Origin of the sequence: Hoeflea ulvae (assembly GCF_026619435.1) — a bacterium.
Taxonomy (GTDB): Bacteria; Pseudomonadota; Alphaproteobacteria; order Rhizobiales; family Rhizobiaceae; genus Hoeflea; species Hoeflea ulvae.
The window spans coordinates 3,635,966-3,659,696 of the sequence record NZ_JAOVZQ010000001.1 but is presented as its reverse complement, the minus strand read 5'-3'; the positions used below and the strand labels follow the sequence as shown (position 1 = coordinate 3,659,696).

Annotated in this window: 24 protein-coding genes and 1 pseudogene; 13 read left to right on the top strand and 12 right to left on the bottom strand. The window is 62.9% G+C overall.

Going from position 1 to position 23,731, the window contains the following annotated elements; all coding sequences use genetic code 11:
• Window positions 1-201: 201 nt before the first annotated feature.
• From OEG82_RS17415 to OEG82_RS17365, 11 genes are all read right to left on the bottom strand, one after another.
• On the bottom strand, window positions 202-1,632 hold the full coding sequence (locus OEG82_RS17415; RefSeq protein ID WP_267613657.1) for a hypothetical protein: 1,431 nt from the start codon (window positions 1,630-1,632) through the stop codon (window positions 202-204).
• A gap of 337 nt (window positions 1,633-1,969) precedes the next feature.
• Complete coding sequence (locus OEG82_RS17410; RefSeq protein ID WP_267613656.1) at window positions 1,970-2,974, bottom strand: NUDIX hydrolase; 1,005 nt, start codon at window positions 2,972-2,974, stop codon at window positions 1,970-1,972.
• A 7-nt stretch (window positions 2,975-2,981) separates the two neighbouring features.
• A complete protein-coding gene (locus OEG82_RS17405; protein WP_267613655.1) occupies window positions 2,982-3,545 on the bottom strand; it encodes a tyrosine phosphatase family protein in 564 nt (187 codons plus the stop codon).
• Window positions 3,546-3,548: 3 nt separating this feature from the next.
• A complete protein-coding gene (locus tag OEG82_RS17400; protein ID WP_267614987.1) occupies window positions 3,549-4,124 on the bottom strand; it encodes an HD domain-containing protein in 576 nt (191 codons plus the stop codon).
• Window positions 4,125-4,166: 42 nt separating this feature from the next.
• A complete protein-coding gene (ygfZ, locus tag OEG82_RS17395; RefSeq protein ID WP_267613654.1) occupies window positions 4,167-5,024 on the bottom strand; it encodes a CAF17-like 4Fe-4S cluster assembly/insertion protein YgfZ in 858 nt (285 codons plus the stop codon).
• Window positions 5,025-5,117: 93 nt separating this feature from the next.
• Entirely contained in the window at window positions 5,118-5,873 is a 756-nt protein-coding gene (locus OEG82_RS17390; RefSeq protein ID WP_267613653.1) for a hypothetical protein, read from the bottom strand.
• A gap of 20 nt (window positions 5,874-5,893) precedes the next feature.
• Complete coding sequence (locus OEG82_RS17385; protein WP_267613652.1) at window positions 5,894-6,163, bottom strand: hypothetical protein; 270 nt, start codon at window positions 6,161-6,163, stop codon at window positions 5,894-5,896.
• Window positions 6,164-6,255: 92 nt separating this feature from the next.
• The gene (locus OEG82_RS17380) at window positions 6,256-6,696 is read right to left on the bottom strand and encodes a TIGR02301 family protein (protein ID WP_267613651.1); all 441 of its coding nucleotides are present in this window, start codon (window positions 6,694-6,696) and stop codon (window positions 6,256-6,258) included.
• Between the two features lie 55 nt (window positions 6,697-6,751).
• The gene (locus tag OEG82_RS17375) at window positions 6,752-7,777 is read right to left on the bottom strand and encodes a DUF3179 domain-containing protein (RefSeq protein ID WP_267613650.1); all 1,026 of its coding nucleotides are present in this window, start codon (window positions 7,775-7,777) and stop codon (window positions 6,752-6,754) included.
• 121 nt (window positions 7,778-7,898) lie between these two features.
• Window positions 7,899-8,810 (bottom strand): homocysteine S-methyltransferase family protein, encoded by a 912-nt coding sequence (locus tag OEG82_RS17370; RefSeq protein WP_267613649.1) that lies wholly within the window; start codon window positions 8,808-8,810, stop codon window positions 7,899-7,901.
• 109 nt (window positions 8,811-8,919) lie between these two features.
• Window positions 8,920-9,390: an NUDIX hydrolase gene (locus tag OEG82_RS17365; RefSeq protein WP_267613648.1), complete on the bottom strand. Its 471-nt coding sequence runs from the start codon at window positions 9,388-9,390 to the stop codon at window positions 8,920-8,922.
• A gap of 38 nt (window positions 9,391-9,428) precedes the next feature.
• Here OEG82_RS17365 and OEG82_RS17360 point away from each other — a divergent pair.
• The 10 genes and pseudogenes from OEG82_RS17360 to rarD all read left to right on the top strand — a co-directional run bounded on the left by OEG82_RS17360 (window position 9,429) and on the right by rarD (window position 18,514).
• A pseudogene (locus OEG82_RS17360) lies at window positions 9,429-10,215 on the top strand (SOS response-associated peptidase).
• Between the two features lie 4 nt (window positions 10,216-10,219).
• Window positions 10,220-10,843: a LysE/ArgO family amino acid transporter gene (locus OEG82_RS17355; protein WP_267613647.1), complete on the top strand. Its 624-nt coding sequence runs from the start codon at window positions 10,220-10,222 to the stop codon at window positions 10,841-10,843.
• Between the two features lie 195 nt (window positions 10,844-11,038).
• Window positions 11,039-12,556 carry a cysteine--tRNA ligase gene (gene cysS / locus OEG82_RS17350; protein WP_267613646.1) on the top strand — a complete coding sequence of 506 codons (1,518 nt, stop codon included), beginning with the start codon at window positions 11,039-11,041 and terminating at the stop codon, window positions 12,554-12,556.
• Window positions 12,557-12,837: 281 nt separating this feature from the next.
• On the top strand, window positions 12,838-13,212 hold the full coding sequence (locus tag OEG82_RS17345) for an endonuclease domain-containing protein (RefSeq protein WP_267613645.1): 375 nt from the start codon (window positions 12,838-12,840) through the stop codon (window positions 13,210-13,212).
• Window positions 13,202-13,618, top strand: coding sequence for a VOC family protein (locus OEG82_RS17340; RefSeq protein ID WP_267613644.1), 417 nt, complete (start codon window positions 13,202-13,204; stop codon window positions 13,616-13,618). The genes OEG82_RS17345 and OEG82_RS17340 overlap by 11 nt, the downstream gene beginning before the upstream one ends.
• Window positions 13,615-14,103, top strand: a complete 489-nt coding sequence (locus OEG82_RS17335) for a GFA family protein (protein WP_267613643.1) — start codon at window positions 13,615-13,617, stop codon at window positions 14,101-14,103. Before OEG82_RS17340 ends, OEG82_RS17335 begins: the two co-directional genes overlap by 4 nt.
• Complete coding sequence (locus OEG82_RS17330) at window positions 14,100-14,582, top strand: GFA family protein (protein ID WP_267613642.1); 483 nt, start codon at window positions 14,100-14,102, stop codon at window positions 14,580-14,582. The genes OEG82_RS17335 and OEG82_RS17330 overlap by 4 nt, the downstream gene beginning before the upstream one ends.
• Window positions 14,583-14,702: 120 nt before the next feature.
• Window positions 14,703-15,665, top strand: coding sequence for a prolyl aminopeptidase (gene pip / locus OEG82_RS17325; RefSeq protein ID WP_267613641.1), 963 nt, complete (start codon window positions 14,703-14,705; stop codon window positions 15,663-15,665).
• Between the two features lie 161 nt (window positions 15,666-15,826).
• Complete coding sequence (gene cimA, locus OEG82_RS17320) at window positions 15,827-17,443, top strand: citramalate synthase (protein ID WP_267613640.1); 1,617 nt, start codon at window positions 15,827-15,829, stop codon at window positions 17,441-17,443.
• 126 nt (window positions 17,444-17,569) lie between these two features.
• The gene (gene rarD, locus OEG82_RS17315) at window positions 17,570-18,514 is read left to right on the top strand and encodes an EamA family transporter RarD (protein ID WP_267613639.1); all 945 of its coding nucleotides are present in this window, start codon (window positions 17,570-17,572) and stop codon (window positions 18,512-18,514) included.
• Here rarD and OEG82_RS17310 read toward each other — a convergent pair.
• Window positions 18,501-19,118 carry an LOG family protein gene (locus OEG82_RS17310; protein ID WP_267613638.1) on the bottom strand — a complete coding sequence of 206 codons (618 nt, stop codon included), beginning with the start codon at window positions 19,116-19,118 and terminating at the stop codon, window positions 18,501-18,503. The two genes, rarD and OEG82_RS17310, sit on opposite strands and share 14 nt — an antisense overlap.
• Window positions 19,119-19,257: 139 nt before the next feature.
• Between OEG82_RS17310 and OEG82_RS17305 the strand changes: the two genes are divergently transcribed.
• The 3 genes from OEG82_RS17305 to OEG82_RS17295 all read left to right on the top strand — a co-directional run bounded on the left by OEG82_RS17305 (window position 19,258) and on the right by OEG82_RS17295 (window position 23,687).
• Window positions 19,258-21,294: an Ig-like domain-containing protein gene (locus OEG82_RS17305; protein ID WP_267613637.1), complete on the top strand. Its 2,037-nt coding sequence runs from the start codon at window positions 19,258-19,260 to the stop codon at window positions 21,292-21,294.
• A gap of 98 nt (window positions 21,295-21,392) precedes the next feature.
• Window positions 21,393-21,773, top strand: a complete 381-nt coding sequence (locus OEG82_RS17300) for an ArsR/SmtB family transcription factor (protein ID WP_267613636.1) — start codon at window positions 21,393-21,395, stop codon at window positions 21,771-21,773.
• 21 nt (window positions 21,774-21,794) lie between these two features.
• Window positions 21,795-23,687 carry an ABCB family ABC transporter ATP-binding protein/permease gene (locus OEG82_RS17295; protein ID WP_267613635.1) on the top strand — a complete coding sequence of 631 codons (1,893 nt, stop codon included), beginning with the start codon at window positions 21,795-21,797 and terminating at the stop codon, window positions 23,685-23,687.
• Window positions 23,688-23,731 lie beyond the last annotated feature (44 nt).

Sequence of the window (23,731 nt, the reverse complement as noted above, 5' to 3'; positions counted from 1 at the left end):
ACCGGCATTGAACGAGCAAGATCTCCACCGTTTGTCATGTCATAAGTTGTTTCAAACCAACCTGTTAGACGAGCCGGTTGCCGGATTGATTCCGCTGCGGCGTTGCCTTCGAGCTCCGCGCTTGGCGCGCAGGCTCCTGCTCGCCCGCCAACAGATCCGGGGCGCCCTTGCAAGGACGCCCCGAAGCATGTCCGTGCCGGATCAGTGCGCGCGGTCGGGAATGATCCAGATGTAATCGGTGAGCGATGCGCCCTTGAAGCATTCGCTGTCGGGCGTCAGCGATGTCAGCAAGCCGAAACATTGCGGGGTCTGGTATCCGGTGTTGCCGGTGCCGGCGCGCACATGGCAGTTCCGGCAGCTGGTCGCAATCGGATGGGTGACGCCCTCGATATAGGGATTGACCGCCTTTTCGAGATTGCCCTGCGCGTCGGGCGCAAAGGCATAGGCGTCGGTCATCAGGTAATGTTTCCACGGCCCCACGGCTTCGGGCAACTCCGGACGGTTGGCCGCATAGGGGCCCTTGTCGGGGGTCTGCGACCACCAGACGCTCTGCAGGGTCCAGCTTTCGATTTCCTTGGTGTTGACGTGGGCGGCGACCGTTACCAGGTAGTCGCCGACGCCAAAGGGCTCGTCATAGAGCCAGATGCTGGCGGCATTGAGGATGGCCTTGTCCGCGTCGCTGAACAGCTCCCAATCTTTGTCGGTGACGCGGTGGTGGTAGAATCTGTCGATCGAGGCGACCGTGGCCGTCTTGGTCTGGGGCGGAATGGTTGCCCCTTCATTGGTTTTCACGCCGAAGAGATAGGTCACTTCCACCTGTTCCCCGTCGCGCGTGTTGCTCGGATCAATGGCAACGACCGAGTTCCACAGTTCATAGCCGGCATAGCCTGCGTAGAAATCCGGAAAATTCTCATTCCAGACCGGGAGCGGGGTCAGGCCATCGGCCTTGGCCGGCCAGTACATGTGTTTTGTCGAGACATATTTGCGCGGAAGCTCGATGTTTTCGTTGTCTTTGAGTGCGTTTTCCAGCGTCTTTTTCAGATAGAGCTTCTCGCTGCGAATGGCGTCGTAGCCTTCCTGTGACAGGCTTTCGGTCGCGATCAATATATCGCCATTGTTGACGAAATAGGTGCCGTCATTGACCGAATAGCTGCCTCCGGTTCCCTTGGTGACACCGTCCGGATAGGTCCGGATGACATAGGTCGGGACCTGGTATTGCGGTTGCGGCGTGTTGACTTCGTCGCCGGCTCCGTCGGAGACGGGCAGGCGGGAATGGCCCGCCTGAGACGGTATCCGCCGAGCCGGGCGGCTTTTCGGACCCGGGGCGCCGTTTTCCTGGGCGAAGGCCTGGTGGGAGGTTTGCCAGCTGAACCAGATCGGCCAGGAATTTTCGTCCTTTGTCAGCGGCTGCATCATGCCGGCCCAGAGGTTCCAGGAATGGTTGCGCACAAAGGCGCGGTCTCCGGCCTGAACCGCGGCATCAAGCTCCTTGTTTTCCTGGAAATAGCGATACAGCGCCGAGATCGGTTCATAGGCCGGGCGCGTATCCTGCGCGATGGCTGCGGTGGATGCGATGGCAAGTCCAAGCCCTGCGGTCAAGATCGTCCATGCAACGGAACAGTTCCTCGTCATGCCATTCCCCTTGTTTTCAAACGGATCAGCAGAGCTTGATTGTATATCTTCCAGCTTTGCCGATCGCTGCAATCACCTTGTGTATATATTTGAAATATTACGTCATGGCCTGAGTGAATACAACAGGGATTGCTGTGGGTGATCATCTGGCTTTGTTTTTACATGCAAACTCTGTTTCGCGGTGAAATATTGGTAAATCGCGGCCGGATAGTTTTCTGTTGTTGTGTTGCTTTGATCCAGCCGAGCAATGATTCGGTAGTCCGCAGCCTGTCCATCCGGTTCCGTCGAATGATCGAGGCCGCACAGACGCTGGCTCCGTGGCCGCGATGCCGGCGGTCTATCCCCTGCCGCCCAGGCGCAGGCCGGGGGCGGGGCGCTCTTCGAGGATCTTGGCGCGGAACCTGTAAAGCGCTGCGGGACGGCCGCCGGTGGCGGAGCTGGCCGCCCCTGTGGGTTCGACCAGTTCGGCGCCCTCGACCAGTCTGCGGAAATTCTGCTTGTGCAGGTGCCGGCCCGAAATCGCCTCTACCGTGGTCTGCAACTGGGTCAGGGTGAAATCGGGCGGCATCAGCTCGAATATCACCGGGCGGTACTTGATCTTGGCCCTGAGCCGCTGCACGGCCGTGGCGGCGATGCGGCGATGGTCAAAGCGCATGGCGCGGCCGAGCGGAACGGTCAGGCCGGTGGAGCTTACGCGCTGGTCGGCCACGGCCTCGGCCAGCAGCCCGGCCTCGTAGAGCAGCTCATAGCGGTCGAGCACGCGCTCTTCATCCCAGGGGAAATCATTGAGCCCGAAGGCCAGCCGGATGCGGGCCATGCGGCTGGGATTTTGCGGATTGGCGATCTTTTCTCCCGCCCAGGGCAACAGCCGCGGCAAAATGGCGGCGTCGAGCATCCCGGGGCGGCCGTCGCGCCAGTCTTCCCAGGGAAACAGCTCGTACCAGTCGCGCCAGCGGGCGCCGGTGGCGTGCAGCGCTTCGGGATTTTCCGCATCGGCCCGGGTCAAGGCGAGGTAGCCGACCGAGACCATATGCGGTCCGTCGCCATGGCCGGCATCATCGCTGCGCATCTGGCGTCCGCGGTCGCCAAAGGTGTAGAGCTGTTCGACATAGCCCAGATTGAGCGCGGTCTGGCTTTCTACGCTTGCGCGCAGGCTGGCCTCGAAAGTTCGGTGGCGGGCCGGGTCGAACGGGCCGAATGGCAGCCCGTCGGCCGGGCCGTGACCGGGAGAGGCCGGCACCGCGAGGATGCTCGGCGTGTGGTTGGTGACCGCGACGATTGCCGCGTTGAGCCCGATCCGCAACGGAGGAATGTCGTCCATGTCCGGGAAGCTGGGCTGCATGGTGTGCTCAGCCCATCTTCTTGCGCCGGTGGGGCGTGGCAGGCGGAACGTCTTCACCGGGCCGGATGGCGAAGCAGAAGCGGCTGCCCTCATAGGCATCGGCGCCCCGGCCGATCGACTTGATCGCCGTCACCAGCCGTCCGCCGCGGCCAAGCATCGCGTCGCCGATTTCGATGAGCCTGGCATTGGGCGTAACGAAGCGGGAGGCTGCGCGCAATCGTTGCGCCAGTGCCATCTCGTCCTGATCGGGTTCAATCGCCAGTGCGGTGATGGCGGCCGCGGCGGGCGAGCGGGAAATCCCCAGCCAGCAATGCACCACCAGCGGGGCGGTCTGATCCCAGCTGCGGGCGAAGTCTATCAACTGGTCGACATGGGCTTCACCCGGGGCGGTGAGCCCGGGGCGGACAATGGAAATGTCATTGAGGCCGAGCCTGAGATGCCGGGCCTGGTCGATCACCGCAGGGCGGTGAAAATCCTGGTTCTCGGCGAGCAGGCTGACCATTTCGCGGGCGCCGTGGAGCACGGCGGATTCGGCGATCTGGTTGAGACGGCAGACGATGAGATAGGACATGGCTCAGCTCCCTCCGGCGCGGCGCAGCGCCTCGATCGCCTCGAAACGGGCGAGAAACTGCGTCTCGATTTCGGCTGCGGGCCGCGGCGGCACATCGAGCATGTCGCGGTTGATGTCGCGCGGCGAGCCGAAAAAGGCCCGCGCCTCGGCGTCGCCAAAGCCGGCGAGTTCCGTTGCCTCGAAATAGGCGGCAATCCGGTCTGCCCGCTTGATCAGCGCCTTGACGGATTTGGGCGTGACGGGCGGAAGCCCGAAGCGGATATGGATGGCGGCCTCCAGCCTGGCTTCCACCGTCTTGTAGCCGCCGCCGACCACCGCCTTGAATGGTGAGATCATGTCGCCGATGACATATTCGGGCGCGTCATGCAGCAAAGCCATTTGCAAGGTCGGGGGCGAGGCATCGGTCAGCCGGCCGACGATGGCCTCGACCATCAGCGAATGCTGGGCCACGGAGAAGGCATGGTCGCCGCGGGTCTGGCCGTTCCAGCGCGCCACCCGGGCCAATCCTTGCGCAATATCGGAAATCTCGACATCCAGCGGCGAGGGGTCGAGCAGATCGAGCCTGCGGCCCGAGAGCATGCGCTGCCAGGCGCGGGGGGCTTTTTCGGAACTCGCCACGGCTTATGCGTCCGGCGCAGGGCTGGCAAAGGAGAGGCCACTCCACGCGGGCAGCTCAAGCGTCACCGGCGTGCCACCAGCAGTCAGCGGGATGTTGTCGGCGAGCGCATCGGCGACCCGGTCGGTGCGGACCATGGCAAGGCCTGTCTTGCCGGCGGTGGAGCCGAGGCTGCCGACTGTCTTTTCGCCCGCCAGAATGTTGATGCCGTCGCCGTCCGCAGGCGCCTGCGGCAGGTCGGTCTCGGCGGTGACGATCGCCACCCGCCGCCGCGCGGTGCCGCGGTGATGCATGCGCGACACCACTTCCTGGCCGACATAGCAGCCCTTGCGGAAATCCACGCCGTCATTCTTGTCCATCATGGCGTCATGCGGGAAAATGTCGGACAGGGCGAAATCGGCGCCGGATTCGGCAATGCCGTGGCTGATTCGCATGGTTTCCCAGTCCGGCCGTTCCGCATCGAGAACCGCGCCGCTGCCATAGAGCCGCCACACCCCGGCAGCTTCCGGAAACCGCGTGTCGGCAAGCGCGCCGACCGGGGCATTGCCATCCCAGCCGGCAATCACCGGCGTATCGGCACTCTTTTCGAGCGTGACGGCGGCGCGCAGCTTGTAGAGCGTCAGCCGACGGACAAAATCATCGGCGATTTCGGTGCGGATATCGCAGTTGAAACCGGTCTCGCCGGATTTCGAGATCAGGAAATCGAACAGGATCTTGCCTTGCGGTGTCAGCAATGCTGCGGGCCTGGCCTGTCCATCCGGCAGCGCGTCGATATTGGCAGTGATCAGGTTTTGCAGAAAATGACCGGCATCGGCGCCATCCACGCGCACGAGAATCCGGTCGGCAAGGACGAGGGCTGGCACAGCGCGGCACTCCGGTTTGGTCGGCAACAAGAACTGGTGAACAGGTAGGCGGTCGCGGCGCTTCGGGCAAGGGTGGAAGCGAAGATCGGAGGATCAGTCTCCGGCCACGAAGAACCGCCACTCGCCATCCGGCGAGATGCCTGCCCGGTAGAAATTGTAGCCGCCATAGGCTTTCATGTCCTCGACGTCGCCGGCGGTGACAATGCGCAGCAGCTCGACCTGCTGCGGCGGCGTCAGCCCGTCGAGCGGCAGGGCGGCGAAATAGGGCCAGATATAGGTTTCATTGGCGTCGCCGGCATCGATCCGGACAAAGCCGGTGTTGAGCAGGTCGATGAGAATTGCCAGGATTTCCTGGCCTTCTCCGTCGCCCGAGATCGATCGCAGATAGGCGACCGGATCGGCCTCGATTTCACCGAATGACAACTGGGTCGCGGTGGGGCCGGTGCCGAGCAGCGGCCTGAGATTCTCGATTTCGCCGGTGGCGGCCGCATCCAGCATCAACTGGCGCATGCGCCGGGCCGGTTCGGGCAATTGCGTGAAGTCGGTGAGAATTTCGACCGGGGGGAGTTCTTCGGTCACGCCGGCCTCGGATGCCGGTTCGCCGGACTGGGGCGTTGTGCGGATGACTGGTCCCGGTTCGGGCAGGCCGCCATCCAGTCCGGTCTGGGGTTCGTCAAGCGGCGGCAGCGGCGCTCCCTGCTCGACCTCTTCCGAGGGAGGCTGGGCCGGTGCGAGCTCGCTCAGTGACAGCGCCGGGCCTGTGGACACGACCACAAAAAGCGCAACTGACAGGGCTGCGATGTCCTTCAATCTGCCGGTTTCAAACCCGCTGTTGCGCCTGTCGCCCACCTGTCTCCCCGCCGATAATCCTATTGAAGCACTCGGCCGGGAGAAAATTCACCGGCGAGAATGCGCTCGCGCAGCGAGTCGACCAGAGCTTCAGCCTGATCTTCGCCCAATGCCCGGACGGTTTCGCGAATCGCCGTGATCATGGCTGCGTCGGCGATGATTTCGGGCTCGATGCCGTCTGCCGTGCTTTCGGCCCAGGCGTCATGCTGCAGTTCCATCGCCACCTGGAGCTTTTCCTGGATGATCAGATCATCGAGTTCATCGGGCGTATGCGGTGTCTGATGTGTCATGCGGACCAACTTTTACTTACCATCTTGTTAACACCGTAACATGCCTTGATGCGTTTCGGCACGGGGCTGCGACGATATCGGTTAACAAATCCTCAATTTCCGTAGCGCGCCACGATTTCTGTGACAAGTGTTGCTCCTTCGCGACGGTAACGTTCCTCGGCAACAAGGGCGGCATCGGTGCAGACTGTGTAAACCGAGGCGAAAGCGCGAAATCCGCGGTTGTAGCCGGCGGTGAGTTGCTCGCGCCGATTCTCTTCGCCCGCCGTCTCGCTGTCGAGCAGCTTCTGCATGGTTTCGCGCCAGCCGGTCTCGCCCTCGGCATTGCACAGATTGCGCAGATACTGCACCGAGCCGAGAATTTCGGCCAGACGCAGCAGCCTTGCTTCATAGGGTGGAGGCGGCTGATCGGGTTCGGTCTCCGCCAGGTCCTCGTCTGCAATCTCCGCGGCCGTCTGCGCCCACAGCTGGTGTGGGCCAGGGGCAAATGCCAGGGGCAGCACGATGGTCAGAATCTGGGCGAAGCGGGGTGACATGGATGTCCCTTACACCAAGACATCGCGCGATGAAATCGCGAATCAGGTGCCGTGGTTATTGCATGATCTCGGTCTGCGGCAGGAACGCCTTCACGACGAAGGCGAAGGTCAGTTCATGCGCCAGATCCATGCCATTGCGGGTCACCGTGACGCCGCCGATCTCGCGGCCCTCATCGATGGCAGCCGTATCGAGCACCGAGCGGACGCCCGGCACCCAGGTGATTTCAACCCCGTCGAGATCCACCGACCCGTCGCGGTGCAGCCTGTCGAGCGATACGGCCAGCGGAGCGGGCGCATCGCGCACCACCACGACATAGGCAAGCGGCGCGATGCCGTCGGGCATGGTGCCGCGATAGAGAAACGGAACCGCGGAACTGTCATAGCCGGCATAGGGGTTCTTGCCATAGGCGCGCAGGCCGGGATTGCCGGGCGCCAGAACCTCGCCGCCGGGGTGACGGGCGCGGAAATTCTGCCAGGAATCGAGCCGTGACGGGATCACGTCCAGCCTGGTTCCTGTGCGCGACCCGGCAATGGCTTCACCGGTGAATTGCTGCCACCAGCTCTCGGTGTCGCGGTCATACATGATGAGATCGGAATTGCGCAGCTTGCCGGTGGTGCCGAATGTCGTCACCGCGCCGGCGATGGTGCGGTCAAAGACGATGGCCGCATTGCACAGCGGGCAATAGGTCACCGCAATCGGCCGTCCGGCCAGGGTGTCGTTGACGATCTCGTGCCAGATCATGATGCTGAGCGGATAGGCCCGGGCCTGACCGTCGATGACAACCGACATCACCGGTTCCTTGTCATCCAGCCCGGCCGTTTGCGAAACCGGCAGGAAGATCGGCTCATCGATCGGCGGGATGCCGTCGCGCGGCGGTCCGCCGGACATGATCTCGGCAAGATCGATGGCGGTTTTGGAAAAATCGGTGCGCCAGCCCTCGCGCTGCCACAGCTCCGGATTGGCGGTGGCGCTGATGGTCGAGGCGGCAAGGCCAAGACCTGCGAGCAGCGCCATGACGATGATGCCTGACAGATAAGCATGTCCGGCGCTTGCCGGTCGGGGAGAGGCGAAGGGCTGCATCGCCCCACTCTGCGCCAGGAGGCGGACCCGGCGCCAATCAAGCCCGGTCACATTGCGGTGAGGCCGGGCCTGAAGGTGGTTCTGAGGCGCCGGGTGAAGCGGGAGCCGCGCAGCGGCCGGCTCAGGCCTTCAGTTCCGAGGCCAGCCGGGAAATCTGGTCGGCGCCGATGCCGCAGCAGCCGCCGACCAGAGTGGCACCGGCTGCAACCCAGGTCCGGGCGTAAGCAAGATAGCCGTCGCCGGAAAGCTCCTCGCGCATGCCGCTGAGGCCTTCATTGGCCTTCTCGCCGTCGGTCTCTTCTTCAAAGGCATTGGCGTAGACGCCGATGGCGATGTCGACGCCCAAGCGCGCAAACACCGCGGCGGCGGTGCGGATCGCCGGCTCCATCACTTCGGGCTTGCTGCAATTGAACAAAAGCGTCGCGACGCCCGCGCCGGCTGCCCATTCCGCAGCAGCCGTCACGCTTTCGCCCGAGCGCAGCGCCGGTTCGCCGGTCCTTTCGGCAGTCGTCGCATCGGCTAGCGTGAACGACACCCAGAGCGGCTTGCCTGTGGATTCCGTGGCCACACGCACCGCCTCGGCCTCGGCGATCAGGCTGAGCGTTTCGGCCTGCCAGATGTCGACATGCGGCGCGAGGTTTTCGACGAGCACCGAGAGATAGTCCTGCACCCGGGCGGGATCGAAATTGTCCGGCTCGTAGGAGCCGAAGATCGGCGGCAGGCCGCCGCCGACCAGCACTTTGCCGCGGGTTTCGGCGTCCGCCGCCTCGCGCGCCAGCCGGCCCGACCTGGCAATCAGCTCGGCGCCATCGTCACGGAACCGGTCGTCGCCAATGTGGAAGGGCACCAGCGCATAGCTGTTGGTGGTGATGACGTCGGCGCCGGCGGCGATGAATTCGGCATGCACCTGGCGCACGATGTCGGGCGTTTCGATCAATGCGAGTGCCGACCATTCCGGCTGCACCAGCCGGGCGCCCAGCCGCATCAGTTCGCGGCTCATGCCGCCATCGAGGATACGTATTGTGCCGGTCATGGGCCGATCTCCATTGTTGCCGCCGCGAGGCGGGTGATCACCTGGTTTCCGGGCCGGGGTAATCGCAACCGGGCGACAAGGCAACCGTTCCTGACGCCTCAGCAGGCGTTCACCGCACCTGCGGCGTGTCGTCCTGGTCCCGTGGCCGGGCCATGGCCGCCAGCATGTCGATGCACTCGACCATGCTTTGGGGCGCATGCAGGCTGCGGATCTCCTCAGGGCTGAACCAGCCGACGGCCTTGGCATCGTCAAGCGCCTGCGGCTCGCCGCCGGGATCATCGGCGACAAACACCGTGAGCAGAAAATGCGCGGCCACGCTGCCATCGGGCTGGCGCGAGGGCAGGTCGAAGGTGGCGAAGGGGCGGGGATTGCTGGCCTTGAGCCCGGTCTCCTCCTCGAGTTCGCGCAGGGCCGCGGTTTCCAGCGCTTCGCCGGGATCGACCCGGCCGCCGGGAAAGGCGTACATGTTCTGCGCCGGCGGGTTGGCGCGCAGCACCAGCAGATATCTGCCGTCGCGCTCGAGCGCCACCGAGACCGCCAGTGCCGGACCGGTTGCGACGTCATCTGCCTGAGTTGCCATTGCTTGACCCTGTCCCTGTCCTGCGTCATGGATTGGCAATGTGTGGACGTTTTTCATTAACAGCAACCCCGCAAGAGGTGCAGGAACTGTTCGGGCTCGAGGAAATCGAGGATTTCCCGCCGCGCTACAATATTGCCCCAACACAGCCGATCCTGATCATTGCCGGCGACCGCCGCCGCGCCGAGGGCGATAACCGCACCGACCGCAGGGCGCTCTTGGCGCGCTGGGGCTTTTTGCCGGGCTGGGTCAAGGATCCGGCCGATTTTCCGCTGCTGATCAATGCAAGGTCCGAGACCGCCGCCGAAAAAGCCTCGTTCCGTGCCGCCATGCGGCACCGCCGGGTGCTGATCGCGGCTTCTGGATTTTATGAATGGCACCGGCCGGGCAAGGATTCTGAAACAGAAATCCACGCCCTACTGGATCAAGCCCAGAAATGGCGAGATCGTTGCCTTTGGCGGTTTGCTTGAGACCTATATGAGCGCCGACGGGGCGGAGATCGACACCGCGGCTGTGCTGACAACAGGGCCAAACGCGGAAATCGCGCCAATTCACAACCGGATGCCGGTGGTGATCCGCCCGGAGGATTTCTCCCGCTGGCTCGACTGCCTCAACCAGGAACCGCGGCATGTGAACGACCTGATGGCGCCGGCGCCGGATGATTTTTTCGAGGCGATCCGGGTCTCCGATCTGGTCAACAAGGTTGCCAATTCCGGCCCCGAGGTGCAGGAGCCTGCGACAGACGAGACCGAACCGCCGGAACAGACAAGGCCGGCCCGCAAACCCAAGGCCGCCGATCCGGCCGATGACCAGATGAAGTTGTTCTGACCCGATGACACCCCTTTTCGCCCCGGCCGTTTCCGGCCTGCTGCTTGGCGGCTCGCTCATCATCGCCATCGGCGCGCAGAATGCCTTTATCCTGCGGCAGGGGTTGCTGCGTCAGCACGTCTTCATCCTCTGCCTGATCTGCGCTCTGTCAGATGCCGTGCTGATCGGGCTTGGCGTCGCCGGGCTTGGCGCGATCATTTCAGGTTCGAAAATCCTGATCGGTGTGGTGACGCTCGGCGGGGCGGCATTTCTCGCGGTCTATGCGTTCCTGGCGTTCCGGCGGGCGATCTCCCCGTCCGGGCTGGAAGCGGCCAGATCCGGTCCCGCATCGCTCAAGGCTGCGGTGCTGACCTGCCTCGCCTTCACCTTCCTCAATCCGCATGTCTATCTCGACACCGTGCTGCTGGTCGGCGGATTGAGCGGACGTTACGAGGGCACCGCACGGCTGGCGTTTGCCATCGGGGCGATGTCGTCGTCGTTCATCTGGTTTTTCGGGCTTGGCTATGGCGCGCGGGTGCTGGAACCGCTGTTTTTGAAGCCCTCGGCCTGGCGGGTGCTCGACGGGTTGATCGCGGCGGTGATGGCGGCGCTGTCGCTGTCGCTGCTCTACCGGTTTTTCGCCGGCTGAAAGCCGCTGCCGGGCATCTTGACCAGGCGGGTTCAATCGGGGATAAGAACAGCATGAAAACGGCACACGGCGCACGCGCCACCTGCATTTGCGGCATCATTATTCGCTAGCGCTTCGCTGGCTCGGCCGTTTTCGTCTTCTTTGATCAAACAGGACAAACGACCCGGGCCAGGGTTCTGGCATCGGGGAGTTACCATGACCGAACTCAAATTCTGGAACACTCTGACGCGGGTCAAGGAGGAGTTTACGCCGATCGATCCGGACAATGTGCGGATGTATGTCTGCGGCCCGACGGTCTATGATTTCGCCCATATCGGCAATGCCCGCCCGGCGATCGTCTTCGATGTGCTGTTCCGGCTGCTGCGCCATGTCTATGGTGAGGAGCACGTCACCTATGTGCGCAACCTCACCGATGTCGACGACAAGATCAACGCTCGCGCCTTGCGCGATTATCCCGATCTGCCGCTCAATGAAGCGATTGCCAAGGTGACCGAGAAGACGGCTGACCGCTACCACAAGGATGTCGCGGCACTCGGCTGTCTGCCGCCGACGCATGAGCCGCGCGCCACCGCCCATATCGATGGCATGGCCAAGATGATCCAGACGTTGATCGACAAGGGCAATGCCTATGTGACGTCGGGCCGGGAAGGGCGGGAGGTGCTGTTTTCGGTGAGCTCAATGCCGGACTATGGCAAGCTGTCCAACCGCAAGCTCGAGGACCAGCAGGCCGGCGCCCGCATCGCGGTGGAGGATCACAAGCGCAATCCGGGGGATTTCGTGCTGTGGAAAGAATCCGCGAGCGACGAGCCCGGCTGGGATGCAAGCTTCACCGAGGCCGGCGAGTCCGTCACCATTCACGGCCGCCCGGGCTGGCACATCGAATGCTCGGTGATGGCCGATCAACTGCTCTGGCAGGCCCCCAGCCAGGCCGGAAAGCTGTCGCAAGAAGCAATGGCCGAGCCGCACAAATTCGACATCCATGGCGGCGGTCTCGACCTGATCTTCCCGCACCACGAAAACGAGATCGCCCAGTCCTGCTGCGCCCACGGCAATGACCGGATGGCCAATCTGTGGATGCACAACGGCTTCCTGCAGGTCGAAGGCAAGAAGATGTCGAAGTCCGACGGCAATTTCGTGACGATTGCGGAATTGTTGGAAACCGACAAATTCGGAGGTCGCAAATGGCCCGGCGAAGTGCTGCGGCTGGCCATGCTGATGACGCATTACCGCGAGCCGATCGATTTTAGCGTGAAGCGGCTGGAGGAGGCGGCTAGCAAGCTCTACGACTTAAATTCAGCTTGTCATGGAGCTGCAGTTCAGGATTTGCCACGATCTATAGTTGAATGTTTGGCAAATGATTTGAATTTTTCGCAGGTGCTGGTGGCCCTGTCCGAATTGCGCAGTGAAATCGCAAGCTCAGTTCATGGCAAGACGCCGGAAGAAAAAGCGGGTGAGCTCAGGAGTGCGCTCGAATTCTTGGGTTTGTATTATTCTGGACCCTCGTCCGACTTGTTCGGTTATGTGGTCAAAGACTATCCAACCGATGCAGAGATTTCCGTACTAAGCGGCCAACGCCTCGAACTTATCGCCGCCAAAAACTGGCCCGAAGCCGACAAGATCCGCGACGAATTGCTTGAGCAGGGAATCCAGCTCAAGGATGGCAAGGATCCGGAGACTGGTGAGCGGGTGACGACCTGGGAGGTCAAGCGGTGAGCGGTGGGTTTGAAAAAGTCCCCTCCCCAACCCCTCCCCACAAGGGGGAGGGGCTTGCCTGCGGCACGACCCTGCCCAATCATCGGTCGGAATGTGCGGGTGCATCGGAGGGTGATTTTCAAATCAGCTCTCGCCGTAGTCGTCTTCATTCCTATGCGCCTTGTTCGTGCGGTCTGAGGCTGTCCGGGATGGCTGATCTTTCTAGCCCCTCCCCCTTGTGGGGAGGGGTTGGGGAGGGGACTTTGCCTGACCCGATTTCGGTTTCGCGAGGAGCATGATTCATGCCCCATTCCAACATCACGCCCAAGACCCGCGAGCGAGCCCGCAAGCTGCGCACGGAGCTGACGCGCGCCGAGGCGAAGATGTGGAATTTGCTACGCGATTTCCGGCCGCGTGGGGCACGCTTTCGGCGGGAAACGCCGATTGGTCCCTATATCGCCGATTTTGCCTGGCTGTCGAAAAAGATTGTCATCGAGGTTGATGGTGACAGCCATGAAACGGTTCAGGGGCGTGCCCGGGACCGGGTTCGTGATGCGTGGATGAAACAGCAGGGCTACGCTGTGCTCCGGTTTGACAATGCAGACCTGATTGAAGCCGAAGATCACGTTTTCCTGGAAATCGAAAAAACCATCAGCAGGTACCTTGATGACCACTGAACTGAAAATGATGCTGGATCACGTCAGTCTCAGCGTTGCCGACATGGATAGCGCCAAGCGGTTTTATGCGGCCATTCTTGCCGAACTGGGCATGGAGCTGGTCGGTGAGGTGACGGCGGAGCAATCGGGCTCGGTGGCCCATGCCGGGTTTGGCATTGGCCGCAAGGGGCAGTTGTGGATTGCGGAGGACGGGCTGCAGACACCGTCGGCGCATATCTGTTTCCGGGCAGATTCGCGCAGAGCGGTTCGCGCCTTTCATGCCGCAGGGCTTGCCCATGGCGGCAGCGACAATGGCGCGCCGGGCATTCGCGAGATCTATCATCCGGAGTATTACGCGGCCTTCGTCACGGACCCGGAAGGCCACAACATCGAGGCGGTCTGCTTTGAGCCGGAGGACGAACAATGACGGGAGTTCACTCCGGCGGCTGCCAGTGCGGCGCAATTCGCTACCGCGTCGAGGGCGCGCTTGACTATGCGCATCTGTGCCATTGCCGCATGTGCCAGAAGGCTGCGGGCAACTATTTCATGCCGCTCGGTTTCGCGCCCGGCAAGACGCTGACCATCACCCGGGGCGAACCGGGCTGGTTCCAGTCGTCTGATCCGGTGCGGCGCGGGTTTTGCCGGGATTGCGGTACGCCGCTGTTTTTCGACACGCTGCAATCGGACGGCATGGCGGTGACGCTTGGCAGCCTTGATGATCCGGCGGCGTTTCCACCGATTGCTCAGGACGGGATTGAAACACGCATGCCGTTTCATGCGGCGCACGGCAGTTTGCCGGGCAAGAATGTCGACCGCGATGATCTGCCGGGCGGGCTTACCAGCATTGCCGCGAGCAATCATCAGCATCCGGATCACGACACGGATAGCTGGCCCGAGGAGGGCAGATCATGAGTGCGGAAATTCATTCGGGCGGTTGCCAGTGTGGCGCGGTGCGGTTCCGGCTCACCGGGGCGCCCGGCACATCATCCGTCTGCTATTGCCGGATGTGCCAAAAAGCCTCTGCCAGTCAGGCGCTGGCGCTGGTTTCGGTGGGCGAGGCGGCGATCGAATGGACCCGCGGCGCACCGTCCTGGTTTCAAAGTTCGGACGCGGTACGGCGCGGATTTTGCAGCGCCTGCGGAACGCCGCTGGCCTATGATGCGCCGGACGGGCTGGCGCTGACGGTGCTGGCGTTTGACGATCCCGATACCGTGCCGCCGACGATCGCCTATGGTGTCGAGGGCAAGCGGATCTGGTGCGACGGCATCCCGTCGTTGCCCGAGCGGCAGTCGCTGGAAGACCCGGACGCGGTGAGTTTTCTCAAAACGCTGATCAGTTATCAGCACCCCGACCGTGACACCGAAGCCTGGCCGCCGGAGCCGAAGACATGAGCGGGCGCAAGCCGGGAACGGAAATGCCGAAATGGCTGCTTTACGGGCTGATCGGCAAGGGCGTACTGGTGGTCGTTGTCACAGTCGCCGTCGTCGTCTGGGTCAAATGGAGTTGAGAGTATGAGTGACTTGCGTGGATTGTACCCGGAGATCGAACCATTCGACAGCGGCTTTCTCGATACTGGCGACGGGCATCAGGTCTATTGGGAGCGCGTCGGCACAATGGGCGCCAAGCCGGCGGTGTTTCTGCATGGCGGGCCGGGCGGCGGCTTCGGTCCGGTGCATAGGCGGCTGTTTGATCCCGCACTTTATGACGTGATCCTGTTTGACCAGCGCGGCTGCGGCCGCTCGACGCCGTTTGCCTCGCTCGACAACAACACCACCTGGGATCTGGTTGCGGACATCGAGCGGCTCAGAGAGATGGCAGGGTTTGAGCAATGGCTGGTCTTTGGCGGCTCCTGGGGCTCGACGCTGGCGCTGGCCTATGCCGAGACCCATCCGGCGCATGTCAGCGAACTGGTGCTGCGCGGCATCTACACGCTGACCAGGGCCGAACTCGACTGGTATTATCAGGTCGGCGTCTCGGAGATGTTTCCCGACAAATGGGAGCGCTTCCTGGCACCGATCCCGGAGGCCGAGCGCGGCGACCTGATGGTGGCCTACCGCAAGCGGCTGGTGGGGGATGACCAGGCCGAGCAGATTGCGGCGGCGAAAGCCTGGAGCGCCTGGGAGGGCGAGACCATCACGCTGCTGCCCGAACCCTCAACCAGTGATAAGTTTCACGAGGACAAGTTCGCGCTGGCCTTCGCCCGGATCGAGAACCATTTCTTCGTCCACAATGGCTGGCTGGAAGAGGGGCAATTGCTGCGCGACGCCCACAAGCTGGCTGATATCGACGGCGTGATCGTGCATGGGCGTTACGACATGCCGTGCCCGGCGCGCATCGCCTGGCAATTGCACAAGGCCTGGCCGCGCGCCGGCTTCCACCTGATCGAGGGCGCAGGCCATGCGTTTTCCGAGCCGGGGATTCTGGATCAACTGATACGGGCGACGGACAGATTTGCGGGGAAAGCCGATGCTTGAGGTTTTAAGGCATACCCCCCTCTGTCGACTGCGCCGACATCTCCCCCGCAAGGGGGGAGAATGGATCCGCCGAAATCTCCGCATTCAATCTCCCCCTTGCGGGGGAGATGCCCCGAAGGGGCAGAGGGGGGCGATTGCCCCGCCAATTCCGGAACGAAATCATGAAAAAAGACCGCATCTACCTGTTCGACACCACGCTGCGCGATGGCCAGCAGACGCCGGGGATCGATTTTTCCGTCGAGGACAAGATCGCCATTGCCGGGATGCTCGATCAGTTCGGCATCGATTATGTCGAGGGCGGCTATCCCGGCGCCAATCCGACCGATACGGCGTTCTTTGCCGAGAGCCGCACCGAGAAGGCCTCCTTCGTCGCCTTTGGCATGACCAAGCGTGCCGGTGTGTCGGCGTCAAACGATCCCGGCCTTGCCGGTCTGATCCAGGCGTCTGGCGATGCGGTCTGCCTGGTCGCCAAGAGCTGGGATTACCACGTCAAGGTGGCGCTCGGCTGCTCCAACGAGGAGAACCTGCAATCGATCTCGGAATCGGTCGAGGCGGTCATCGGCGCGGGCAAGGAGGCGCTGGTCGACTGCGAGCATTTCTTCGACGGCTACAAGAACAATCGCGACTATGCCGTGGCCTGCGCCAGGGCAGCCTTTGAGGCTGGCGCGCGCTGGATCGTGCTGTGCGACACCAATGGCGGCACCCAGCCCTCGGAGATCACCCGGATCATTTCAGAGCTGATTGCCGAGGGCATTCCCGGCGACCGGCTCGGCATCCACGCCCACAATGACACCGGCCAGGCGGTGGCCAATTCGCTGGCTGCGGTGGAAGCCGGCGTGCGGCAGATCCAGGGCACGCTCAACGGCATCGGCGAGCGCTGCGGCAATGCCAATCTGATCACCCTGATCCCGACGCTGATGCTCAAGCCTGCCTTTGCCGACCGCTTCGAAACCGGTATTCCGCCGGAAAATCTCGAAGGCCTGACCGGACTCAGTCATGCTTTTGACGAGTTGCTCAACCGCTCGCCGCCGGCGCAGTCGCCCTATGTCGGGGCGTCCGCCTTCGCCACCAAGGCCGGCATTCACGCCTCGGCGCTGCTCAAGGACCCGCGCACCTATGAGCATGTGCCGCCCGAAAGTGTGGGCAATTTCCGCAAGGTGATGGTCTCGGACCAGGGCGGAAAATCCAATTTCATCAATGTGCTGAAGCGGCGCGGCATCACGGTCGCCAAGGATGATCCGAAGCTCGATTACCTGATCAGCCTGGTCAAGGAGCGCGAAGCCACCGGCTATGCCTATGAGGGGGCGGATGCGAGCTTCGAGCTGCTGGCGCACCGCACGCTGGGCCGGGTTCCGGAGTTCTTCTCGGTCAGCAGTTTCAGGGTGATGATCGAACGCCGCTTCAACGCCATGGGACAGATCACCACGGTTTCGGAAGCGGTGGTCAAGCTGGTGGTCGACGGCGTCGAGATGATGTCGGTCGCCGAAGGCCATGGCCCGGTCAATGCGCTCGACATCGCGCTGCGCAAGGATCTCGGCGTCTACCAGTCTGAGATCGCCGATCTCGAACTGGTCGACTACAAGGTCCGCATCCTCAATGGCGGCACCGAGGCGATCACCCGGGTGCTGATCGAATCCGCCGATGGCGAGGGCGGCCGCTGGTGGACCGTGGGCGTGTCCGACAACATTATCGATGCCTCTTTCCAGGCGCTGATGGATTCCATCGTCTTCAAGCTGATGAAGAACCGCGACATGGCGGGCAGGGTGGCGGCGGAATAGGGCGGTTTGCCGGGCCGCTGATCAGCCTGTCAGCGCCCCGTGACAGTTCAGTGGAATGAATTTGCTCATTCATGCCGGTTGCCATACTCCTCAAATATCAGACCCCATGATCGATCGGACAGCATGATGGCGACCAAAACTGCCCCGGCGCCCTATGACGAAGACACGCCGCGCGGCTTTGCCTTTGCGCTGGCGGCCTATCTGCTGTGGGGATTCCTGCCGTTCTACATGAAGGCGGTGGCGCATATTCCGGCGGTCGAGGTGGTGGCGCACCGGGTGGTCTGGTCGGTGCCGATCGCCGCGGTGGTGCTGATTTTCTTGGGCCGGACCCAGGACATCCGGGCGGCGTTGAAATCACCGCGCACCATGGGCATGGCGCTGATCACCGCGGCGCTGATCACGGTCAACTGGAGCATCTATGTCTGGTCGATCGCTGCCGACAGGGCGATCGAGACCGCGCTGGGCTACTACATCAACCCTCTGTTTTCGATCTTCCTCGGCGCGGTGCTGCTCAAGGAAAGCCTGGACGGGCGCCAGAAGGTCTCCATCGCGCTGGCGGTGGTCGCCGTGGCGCTGCTGGCATGGGAATCGGGCGGTCTGCCCTGGGTCTCGGTCGGCCTGGCGCTGTCCTGGGGCTTTTACGCGTTCTTCAAGAAATCGCTTCCGGTCGGACCCAATCAGGGCTTCTTCCTCGAAGTGCTGGTGCTGACCATCCCGGCGCTCGCCTACATCACCTATACCGAGTTCAACGGGACCGGGCATTTCGGCGATACCGGATCGGGTGACGTGCTGTTGCTGCTTGGCTGCGGGGTGGTGACGGCCGTGCCGCTGATGATCTATGCCAATGGCGCCAAGCTGCTGCGGCTGTCGACCATCGGGATCATGCAATATATCGCGCCGACGATGATTTTCGTCATCGCGGTGTTCATCTTCAAGGAGCCGTTCGGTCCCTACAAGATGGCGGCCTTCGTGCTGATCTGGATCGCGCTGGCGATCTACACATCGTCGCTTTTGCGCAGCCGCAAGGCGCGGCAGGCCGCAGCAGCGGCTGCGGCTGTCACATCCGGTTGATCAGCTCGGGCTCGCCCTCTTCGGTGCCGCTGCGTGCGGCGGCGAGAATCGTCGGCACGATCTCTTCGGTCTGATCGATCACCAGCGGCCGCACCAGATGCGCGGTGTGGATGAAGCCTTCGCCCGTCATGTGCCCGATCAGGGCATTGAGCGGATCCCAGAAGCCGTTGATATTGGCAAATACCATCGGTTTGGTGTGCCGCCCAAGCTGTGCCCAGGTCATGATCTCGATGATTTCCTCGAGCGTTCCGATGCCGCCGGGCAAGGTGACGAAAGCGTCGGAGCGCTCGAACATCATGTGCTTGCGTTCATGCATGTCCCGGGTGACGTGCAGCTCGTTGAGGCGGCCGAGCGATTCCTCCGAGGCTTCCTTGTCCATCAGGAATTCGGGAATGATGCCAATGGCTTTGCCGCCATGGGCCATCACCGCGTCGGCGACTGCGCCCATGATGCCCTTGGTTCCGCCGCCATAGACCAGATCGATGCCGTTTTCGGCCATGGCGCGGCCGAGAATTTCAGCCGCTGCACGATAGGCCGGGTCGCGTCCGGGCTGTGAGCCGCAATAGACGCAGATGGATTTGATGGAGGCGGAATGTATGTTCATGGGTCGAATGAACATGCCGTCGTGGATATGGTCAAGTCCGATGCTGCGCTGCAGCTTGCTTTTTCTTGTGCGGGAGATTCAAACCGGATAGGTTTTATAGTCATACCGGCGGTTTTTCGCCGGGGATGCGGAGTGGACTATGATGAATTTTGGCGCCGGTTTGGCGAAGATCGCCGGTGTGATGAAAATGGGTACGGTTCTGCCGGCGATCGCAGGTGTGATCGTCGCGGCGACTGTCGGCACCTATTATGTCGCGCCCCAGCTTCTCGGCCAGGCTGAAGAGACACCGTCCGAGCCCGCGCAAGTGTCCAGCCTGATGGGCAAGGACACGGCTGCCACCGATGCCGCTCCGGCCGAAGCGCCGGCCGTTGTGTCCGATGCGCAGACGGACCAGACAGCCGATCCGGAAACTGCCGCCGACACCACCGAGGCGCCGAGCTTCGATCTGCTCAGGGTCGAGCCGGATGGTTCGACGGTGATTGCCGGAAGGGCCGAACCCGGAACCAAGCTCGACATCATGAATGGCGAGACGGTGATCGCCTCGACATCGGTTGGCGCCACCGGAGATTTCGCAGCCGTGCTCGACACGCCTCTGGCGGCTGGCGATCACCTCCTGACGCTCCGCAATGTCAGCGCCGACGGGGCCGTGCGCCAGTCGGCCGAGGTCGCCACGGTGTCGGTGCCGAAATCGGCCAGCGGCGAATTGCTGGCCATGGTCAGCAAGCCGGGCGAGGCGAGCCGGATCATGGCGCAGCCGGTCGCCCCGGCTGAAGAGAAAACAACGGAAACGGCTGCGGAAACACCGGCACCCGCCCCAATGGCCGATGCCGCCGACGCCGTAAATGACGAGACTGCGGACGAAACCGCTCAATCCGCAACAAGTGACGCGAGCCCTGCAGAGGCTGAGCCGGAAGACGCGCCCGCGCAAGTGGTGGCCGACGCGTCCGCTGACGCGCAGCCAGCCGTCGAAACCCCGGCGCTGCCTGATGCCTCCGGGCTCTTGACCACTTCGGCGCCCGAGGTTGCGTTGACCGATGAGGGAACCGTTGAACCGGCCGGCACGGAAGCCGCAGCACCGGCGGAGCAGGAACCCGATGTCGACGTCGCCATGGTGACGCCCGATCCCGTGGAAGAGCCGAAGGCGGCGGAAATCCCGTCCGATTCCAATGTGCGTGTCGACGCGATTGAAATCGAGGGGGATCGCATTTTCATCGCCGGATCGGCGACGCCGGGCTTTTCGGTCCGGGTCTCGGCCGATGGCGCCGTGATCGGCACCGAAAAGGCCGACGAGACCGGACGTTTCATCATCGAAGCCACTGCCGAACTTTCGGTCGGTGACCATATCATCAGCGCAGACCTGTTGGATCGCGACGGGAAGACGGTGTTGTTGCGCGCCAGCGTGCCGTTCAACCGGCCGGAGGGCGAAGCCCTTGCCGCCGTGGCTCCGGGCGAACCGGCGGCGACGGATCCGGCTGCAGAGGGCGCGACCACTGCTGCCCCGGGCGAACTGGTCATGCCTGACCTGTCCGGATTGTCGCAGATGCGCGAAGAGGCGTTTGGCGCCCTGACGGCCCTGGAGGGAATGGTCTCCGGGCCCGATGCGCCGGATGCGTCTGCGGTCACGGCCGCGTTGAAGGACACGGTTTCCAAGCTTACGGCTGCAGCAACGGCTGAATTGCCGGCAGGAAGCAGCGCCGAGGCCTCGGCGATGGCCCAATCGATGCGGGCCCAGGCGAACGCGGCGCTCACCGTGCTCAAGCCGATGGCCGATGGCGGAGACGATCTGCTGGCAGATCCGGCCAGGACGCGCGAAATGCTCAAACAGGCCGAAACCGGGCTGTCCGAGCCGTCGAGCCTTGACGTGGCCGCTGCCAATGCACCGCAAGCCGCGACAGGCGCTGCCGCGCAATCGGGCGAGCCGCGGACCATCGTCCAGGCGCCGCTGGCCTCGACACCGGGGGCCGTGATCATCCGGCGCGGCGACACGCTGTGGCAGATCTCGCGGCGGACCTATGGACAGGGTGTGCGCTACACCACGATCTATGTGGCCAACAAGTCGCAGATCCAGAATCCGGACCGGATCAAGCCGGGACAGGTGTTCTCGGTGCCCGAAAGCCCGCTGGAGAATGCCGAAGAGTTGCACAAGCAGTTGCTGGATGCCGGCAACAGGTCCTGAGTCACTCTGCCTGATCCATTTTCATGGCCGCAAAGAGCCATGGCGGATTGCCGCATCCGGTTGACTGGACGGTCTTCATCGTATATCGCCGATGAACGATGAATGTATCCGGACACCCACTCGAGACGGGCGATGACGCGGTGGCGCGCAAGCTGGCGGCCCTGGCACATCCCGCCCGGCTGCGGCTGCTCAGGCATCTGGGCGCCACCGAAAGCTGCTGCGTCAAGGATCTGACCTGCGGGGCCGGGCTGGCCCAGTCGACGGTCTCGCAGCATCTCAAGGTGCTTGTCGAGGCCGATCTGGTCAGTTTCCGGGCCGAACGGCAATGCTCCCGATACACCGTCAACGCCGAAGCCCTGCGTCAGCTTGCAAGCATCATCGGGCAAACGCTTGATCATTGCTGCGGCAGCGCCTGTTGCGCCGAGCAGGGTGGCGAGAATTCAGATATCGAACGGCAGGCGGACACACCGGCAGCCTGACCGGACACAAGGACATATGATTTGGCTTCCAAGACCGTATCCGCCGACCAGGGAAACCCCTTCGGCACCCTGAAGAACCTGTGGCCCTATATGTGGCCCGCCGACCGGCCGGACCTGAAGATGCGGGTGCTGTGGGCGACACTGTTCCTGCTGCTGTCCAAGCTGGTGCTGATCTCGGTGCCCTATTTCTTCAAATGGGCGACCGACGCGCTCAACGGCCAGCCCGATGTTGTCGCCTGGATGCCGGCGCTGATCGCCACACCGGTGATGCTGGTGATCGCCTATAATGTGGTGCGGATCGTGCAATGGGGTTTCAACCAGTTGCGCGATGCGCTGTTTGCCCGGGTGGGTCAGCATGCGGTGCGGCAACTCGCCTACAAGACATTCGTTCACATGCACGAACTGTCGCTGCGGTTTCACCTTGAGCGGCGTACTGGCGGCCTGTCGCGGGTCATCGAACGCGGCACCAAGGGCATCGAGACCATTGTCCGCTTCACCATTCTCAACACCGCGCCGACGCTGATCGAGTTCGCGCTGACGGCGGTGATCTTCGGGGTGGCCTATGGCTGGAGCTATGTGCTGGTCACCGGCGTCACCGTCTGGCTCTATATCTGGTTTACGGTGCGGGCGTCGGACTGGCGGATCTCGATCCGGCGCTCGATGAACGAATCTGACACCGACGCCAACACAAAGTCAGTCGATTCGCTGCTCAATTACGAGACCGTCAAATATTTCGGCAATGAGGACATGGAGGCGCGCCGTTTCGACGTCTCGATGAAGTCCTACGAGAAATCGGCGACGCAGGTCTGGACATCGCTGGGCTGGCTCAACATGGGGCAGGGGGTGATCTTCGGTGTCGGCATGACGGTGATGATGGTGATGTCGGCGCTTGCGGTGCAGGCCGGCACCCAGACCATCGGCGATTTCGTCTTCATCAACGCCATGCTGATGCAGCTCTCGGTGCCGCTCAACTTCATCGGCTTCGTCTATCGCGAGATCCGCCAGGGCCTCACCGATATCGAGCAGATGTTCGAGCTTCTCGACGTCGAGCCGGAAGTGCGTGATGCGCCGGATGCCAAACCGCTCAATGTAGAACAGGGCGCGATCCGCTTCGACAATGTCAATTTCAGCTATGATCCGTCGCGGCCGATCCTCAAGGGCGTGTCGTTCGAGGTTCCCGCCGGCAAGACCATTGCCATTGTCGGGCCATCGGGTGCGGGCAAGTCGACGATCTCGCGGCTGCTCTACCGGTTCTACGACATCCAGTCGGGCAGTATTTCCATTGACGGGCAGAATGTCCGCGATGTCACCCAGAAAAGCCTGCGCGCGGCCATCGGCATGGTGCCGCAGGACACGGTGCTGTTCAACGACACCATCGCCTACAATATCCGTTATGGCCGCATTGACGCCAGCGAAGAGGAGGTCAACCAGGCTGCCGACCTGGCCCAGATCGGCGGTTTCATCCGCAGCCTGCCGGACGGGTTCAAGGCCATGGTCGGCGAGCGCGGCCTGAAACTTTCCGGCGGCGAGAAGCAGCGCGTGGCGATTGCCCGGACCATCCTCAAGGCGCCGCCGATCCTGATTCTAGACGAGGCGACATCGGCGCTCGATACCGCCACCGAGCAGGAAATCCAGACGGCTCTCGACTTCGTGTCCAAGGGCCGCACGACGGTGGTGATCGCGCACCGGCTCTCGACAGTGGTCAGCGCCGACGAGATCATCGTGCTCAAGGATGGACAGATTGCCGAACGTGGCCGCCATGCCGAGCTATTGGCGCAAAAGGGCCTCTACGCCTCGATGTGGGATCGCCAGCGCGAAGCCACCGAAGCGGAAGAACAGCTCAAGCGGATGCGCGAGGACGACGAGTTGGGGATCGTGACGCGGCGGCGCACGCCGGAAGTCGGCGAAGCCTGATCCGCCCGCGTGCAATTGCCGCCTGAAAGTGGTTTCCCCTTTGG

What these genes read in the sequence shown, in the direction of transcription:
- OEG82_RS17415 (WP_267613657.1), bottom strand. Translation starts at nt 1,632, where the DNA reads ATGACGAGGAACTGTTCCGTTGCATGGACGATCTTGACCGCAGGGCTT.
- OEG82_RS17335 (WP_267613643.1), top strand. Translation starts at nt 13,615, where the DNA reads ATGACGGGAGTTCACTCCGGCGGCTGCCAGTGCGGCGCAATTCGCTAC.
- OEG82_RS17340 (WP_267613644.1), top strand. Translation starts at nt 13,202, where the DNA reads ATGACCACTGAACTGAAAATGATGCTGGATCACGTCAGTCTCAGCGTT.
- cysS (WP_267613646.1), top strand. Translation starts at nt 11,039, where the DNA reads ATGACCGAACTCAAATTCTGGAACACTCTGACGCGGGTCAAGGAGGAG.
- OEG82_RS17400 (WP_267614987.1), bottom strand. Translation starts at nt 4,124, where the DNA reads ATGCTCTCGGGCCGCAGGCTCGATCTGCTCGACCCCTCGCCGCTGGAT.
- pip (WP_267613641.1), top strand. Translation starts at nt 14,703, where the DNA reads ATGAGTGACTTGCGTGGATTGTACCCGGAGATCGAACCATTCGACAGC.
- OEG82_RS17345 (WP_267613645.1), top strand. Translation starts at nt 12,838, where the DNA reads ATGCCCCATTCCAACATCACGCCCAAGACCCGCGAGCGAGCCCGCAAG.
- OEG82_RS17305 (WP_267613637.1), top strand. Translation starts at nt 19,258, where the DNA reads ATGATGAATTTTGGCGCCGGTTTGGCGAAGATCGCCGGTGTGATGAAA.
- rarD (WP_267613639.1), top strand. Translation starts at nt 17,570, where the DNA reads ATGGCGACCAAAACTGCCCCGGCGCCCTATGACGAAGACACGCCGCGC.
- OEG82_RS17375 (WP_267613650.1), bottom strand. Translation starts at nt 7,777, where the DNA reads ATGCAGCCCTTCGCCTCTCCCCGACCGGCAAGCGCCGGACATGCTTAT.
- OEG82_RS17365 (WP_267613648.1), bottom strand. Translation starts at nt 9,390, where the DNA reads ATGGCAACTCAGGCAGATGACGTCGCAACCGGTCCGGCACTGGCGGTC.
- OEG82_RS17410 (WP_267613656.1), bottom strand. Translation starts at nt 2,974, where the DNA reads ATGCAGCCCAGCTTCCCGGACATGGACGACATTCCTCCGTTGCGGATC.
- OEG82_RS17355 (WP_267613647.1), top strand. Translation starts at nt 10,220, where the DNA reads ATGACACCCCTTTTCGCCCCGGCCGTTTCCGGCCTGCTGCTTGGCGGC.
- cimA (WP_267613640.1), top strand. Translation starts at nt 15,827, where the DNA reads ATGAAAAAAGACCGCATCTACCTGTTCGACACCACGCTGCGCGATGGC.
- OEG82_RS17330 (WP_267613642.1), top strand. Translation starts at nt 14,100, where the DNA reads ATGAGTGCGGAAATTCATTCGGGCGGTTGCCAGTGTGGCGCGGTGCGG.
- OEG82_RS17300 (WP_267613636.1), top strand. Translation starts at nt 21,393, where the DNA reads ATGAATGTATCCGGACACCCACTCGAGACGGGCGATGACGCGGTGGCG.
- OEG82_RS17380 (WP_267613651.1), bottom strand. Translation starts at nt 6,696, where the DNA reads ATGTCACCCCGCTTCGCCCAGATTCTGACCATCGTGCTGCCCCTGGCA.
- OEG82_RS17385 (WP_267613652.1), bottom strand. Translation starts at nt 6,163, where the DNA reads ATGACACATCAGACACCGCATACGCCCGATGAACTCGATGATCTGATC.
- OEG82_RS17310 (WP_267613638.1), bottom strand. Translation starts at nt 19,118, where the DNA reads ATGAACATACATTCCGCCTCCATCAAATCCATCTGCGTCTATTGCGGC.
- OEG82_RS17370 (WP_267613649.1), bottom strand. Translation starts at nt 8,810, where the DNA reads ATGACCGGCACAATACGTATCCTCGATGGCGGCATGAGCCGCGAACTG.
- OEG82_RS17405 (WP_267613655.1), bottom strand. Translation starts at nt 3,545, where the DNA reads ATGTCCTATCTCATCGTCTGCCGTCTCAACCAGATCGCCGAATCCGCC.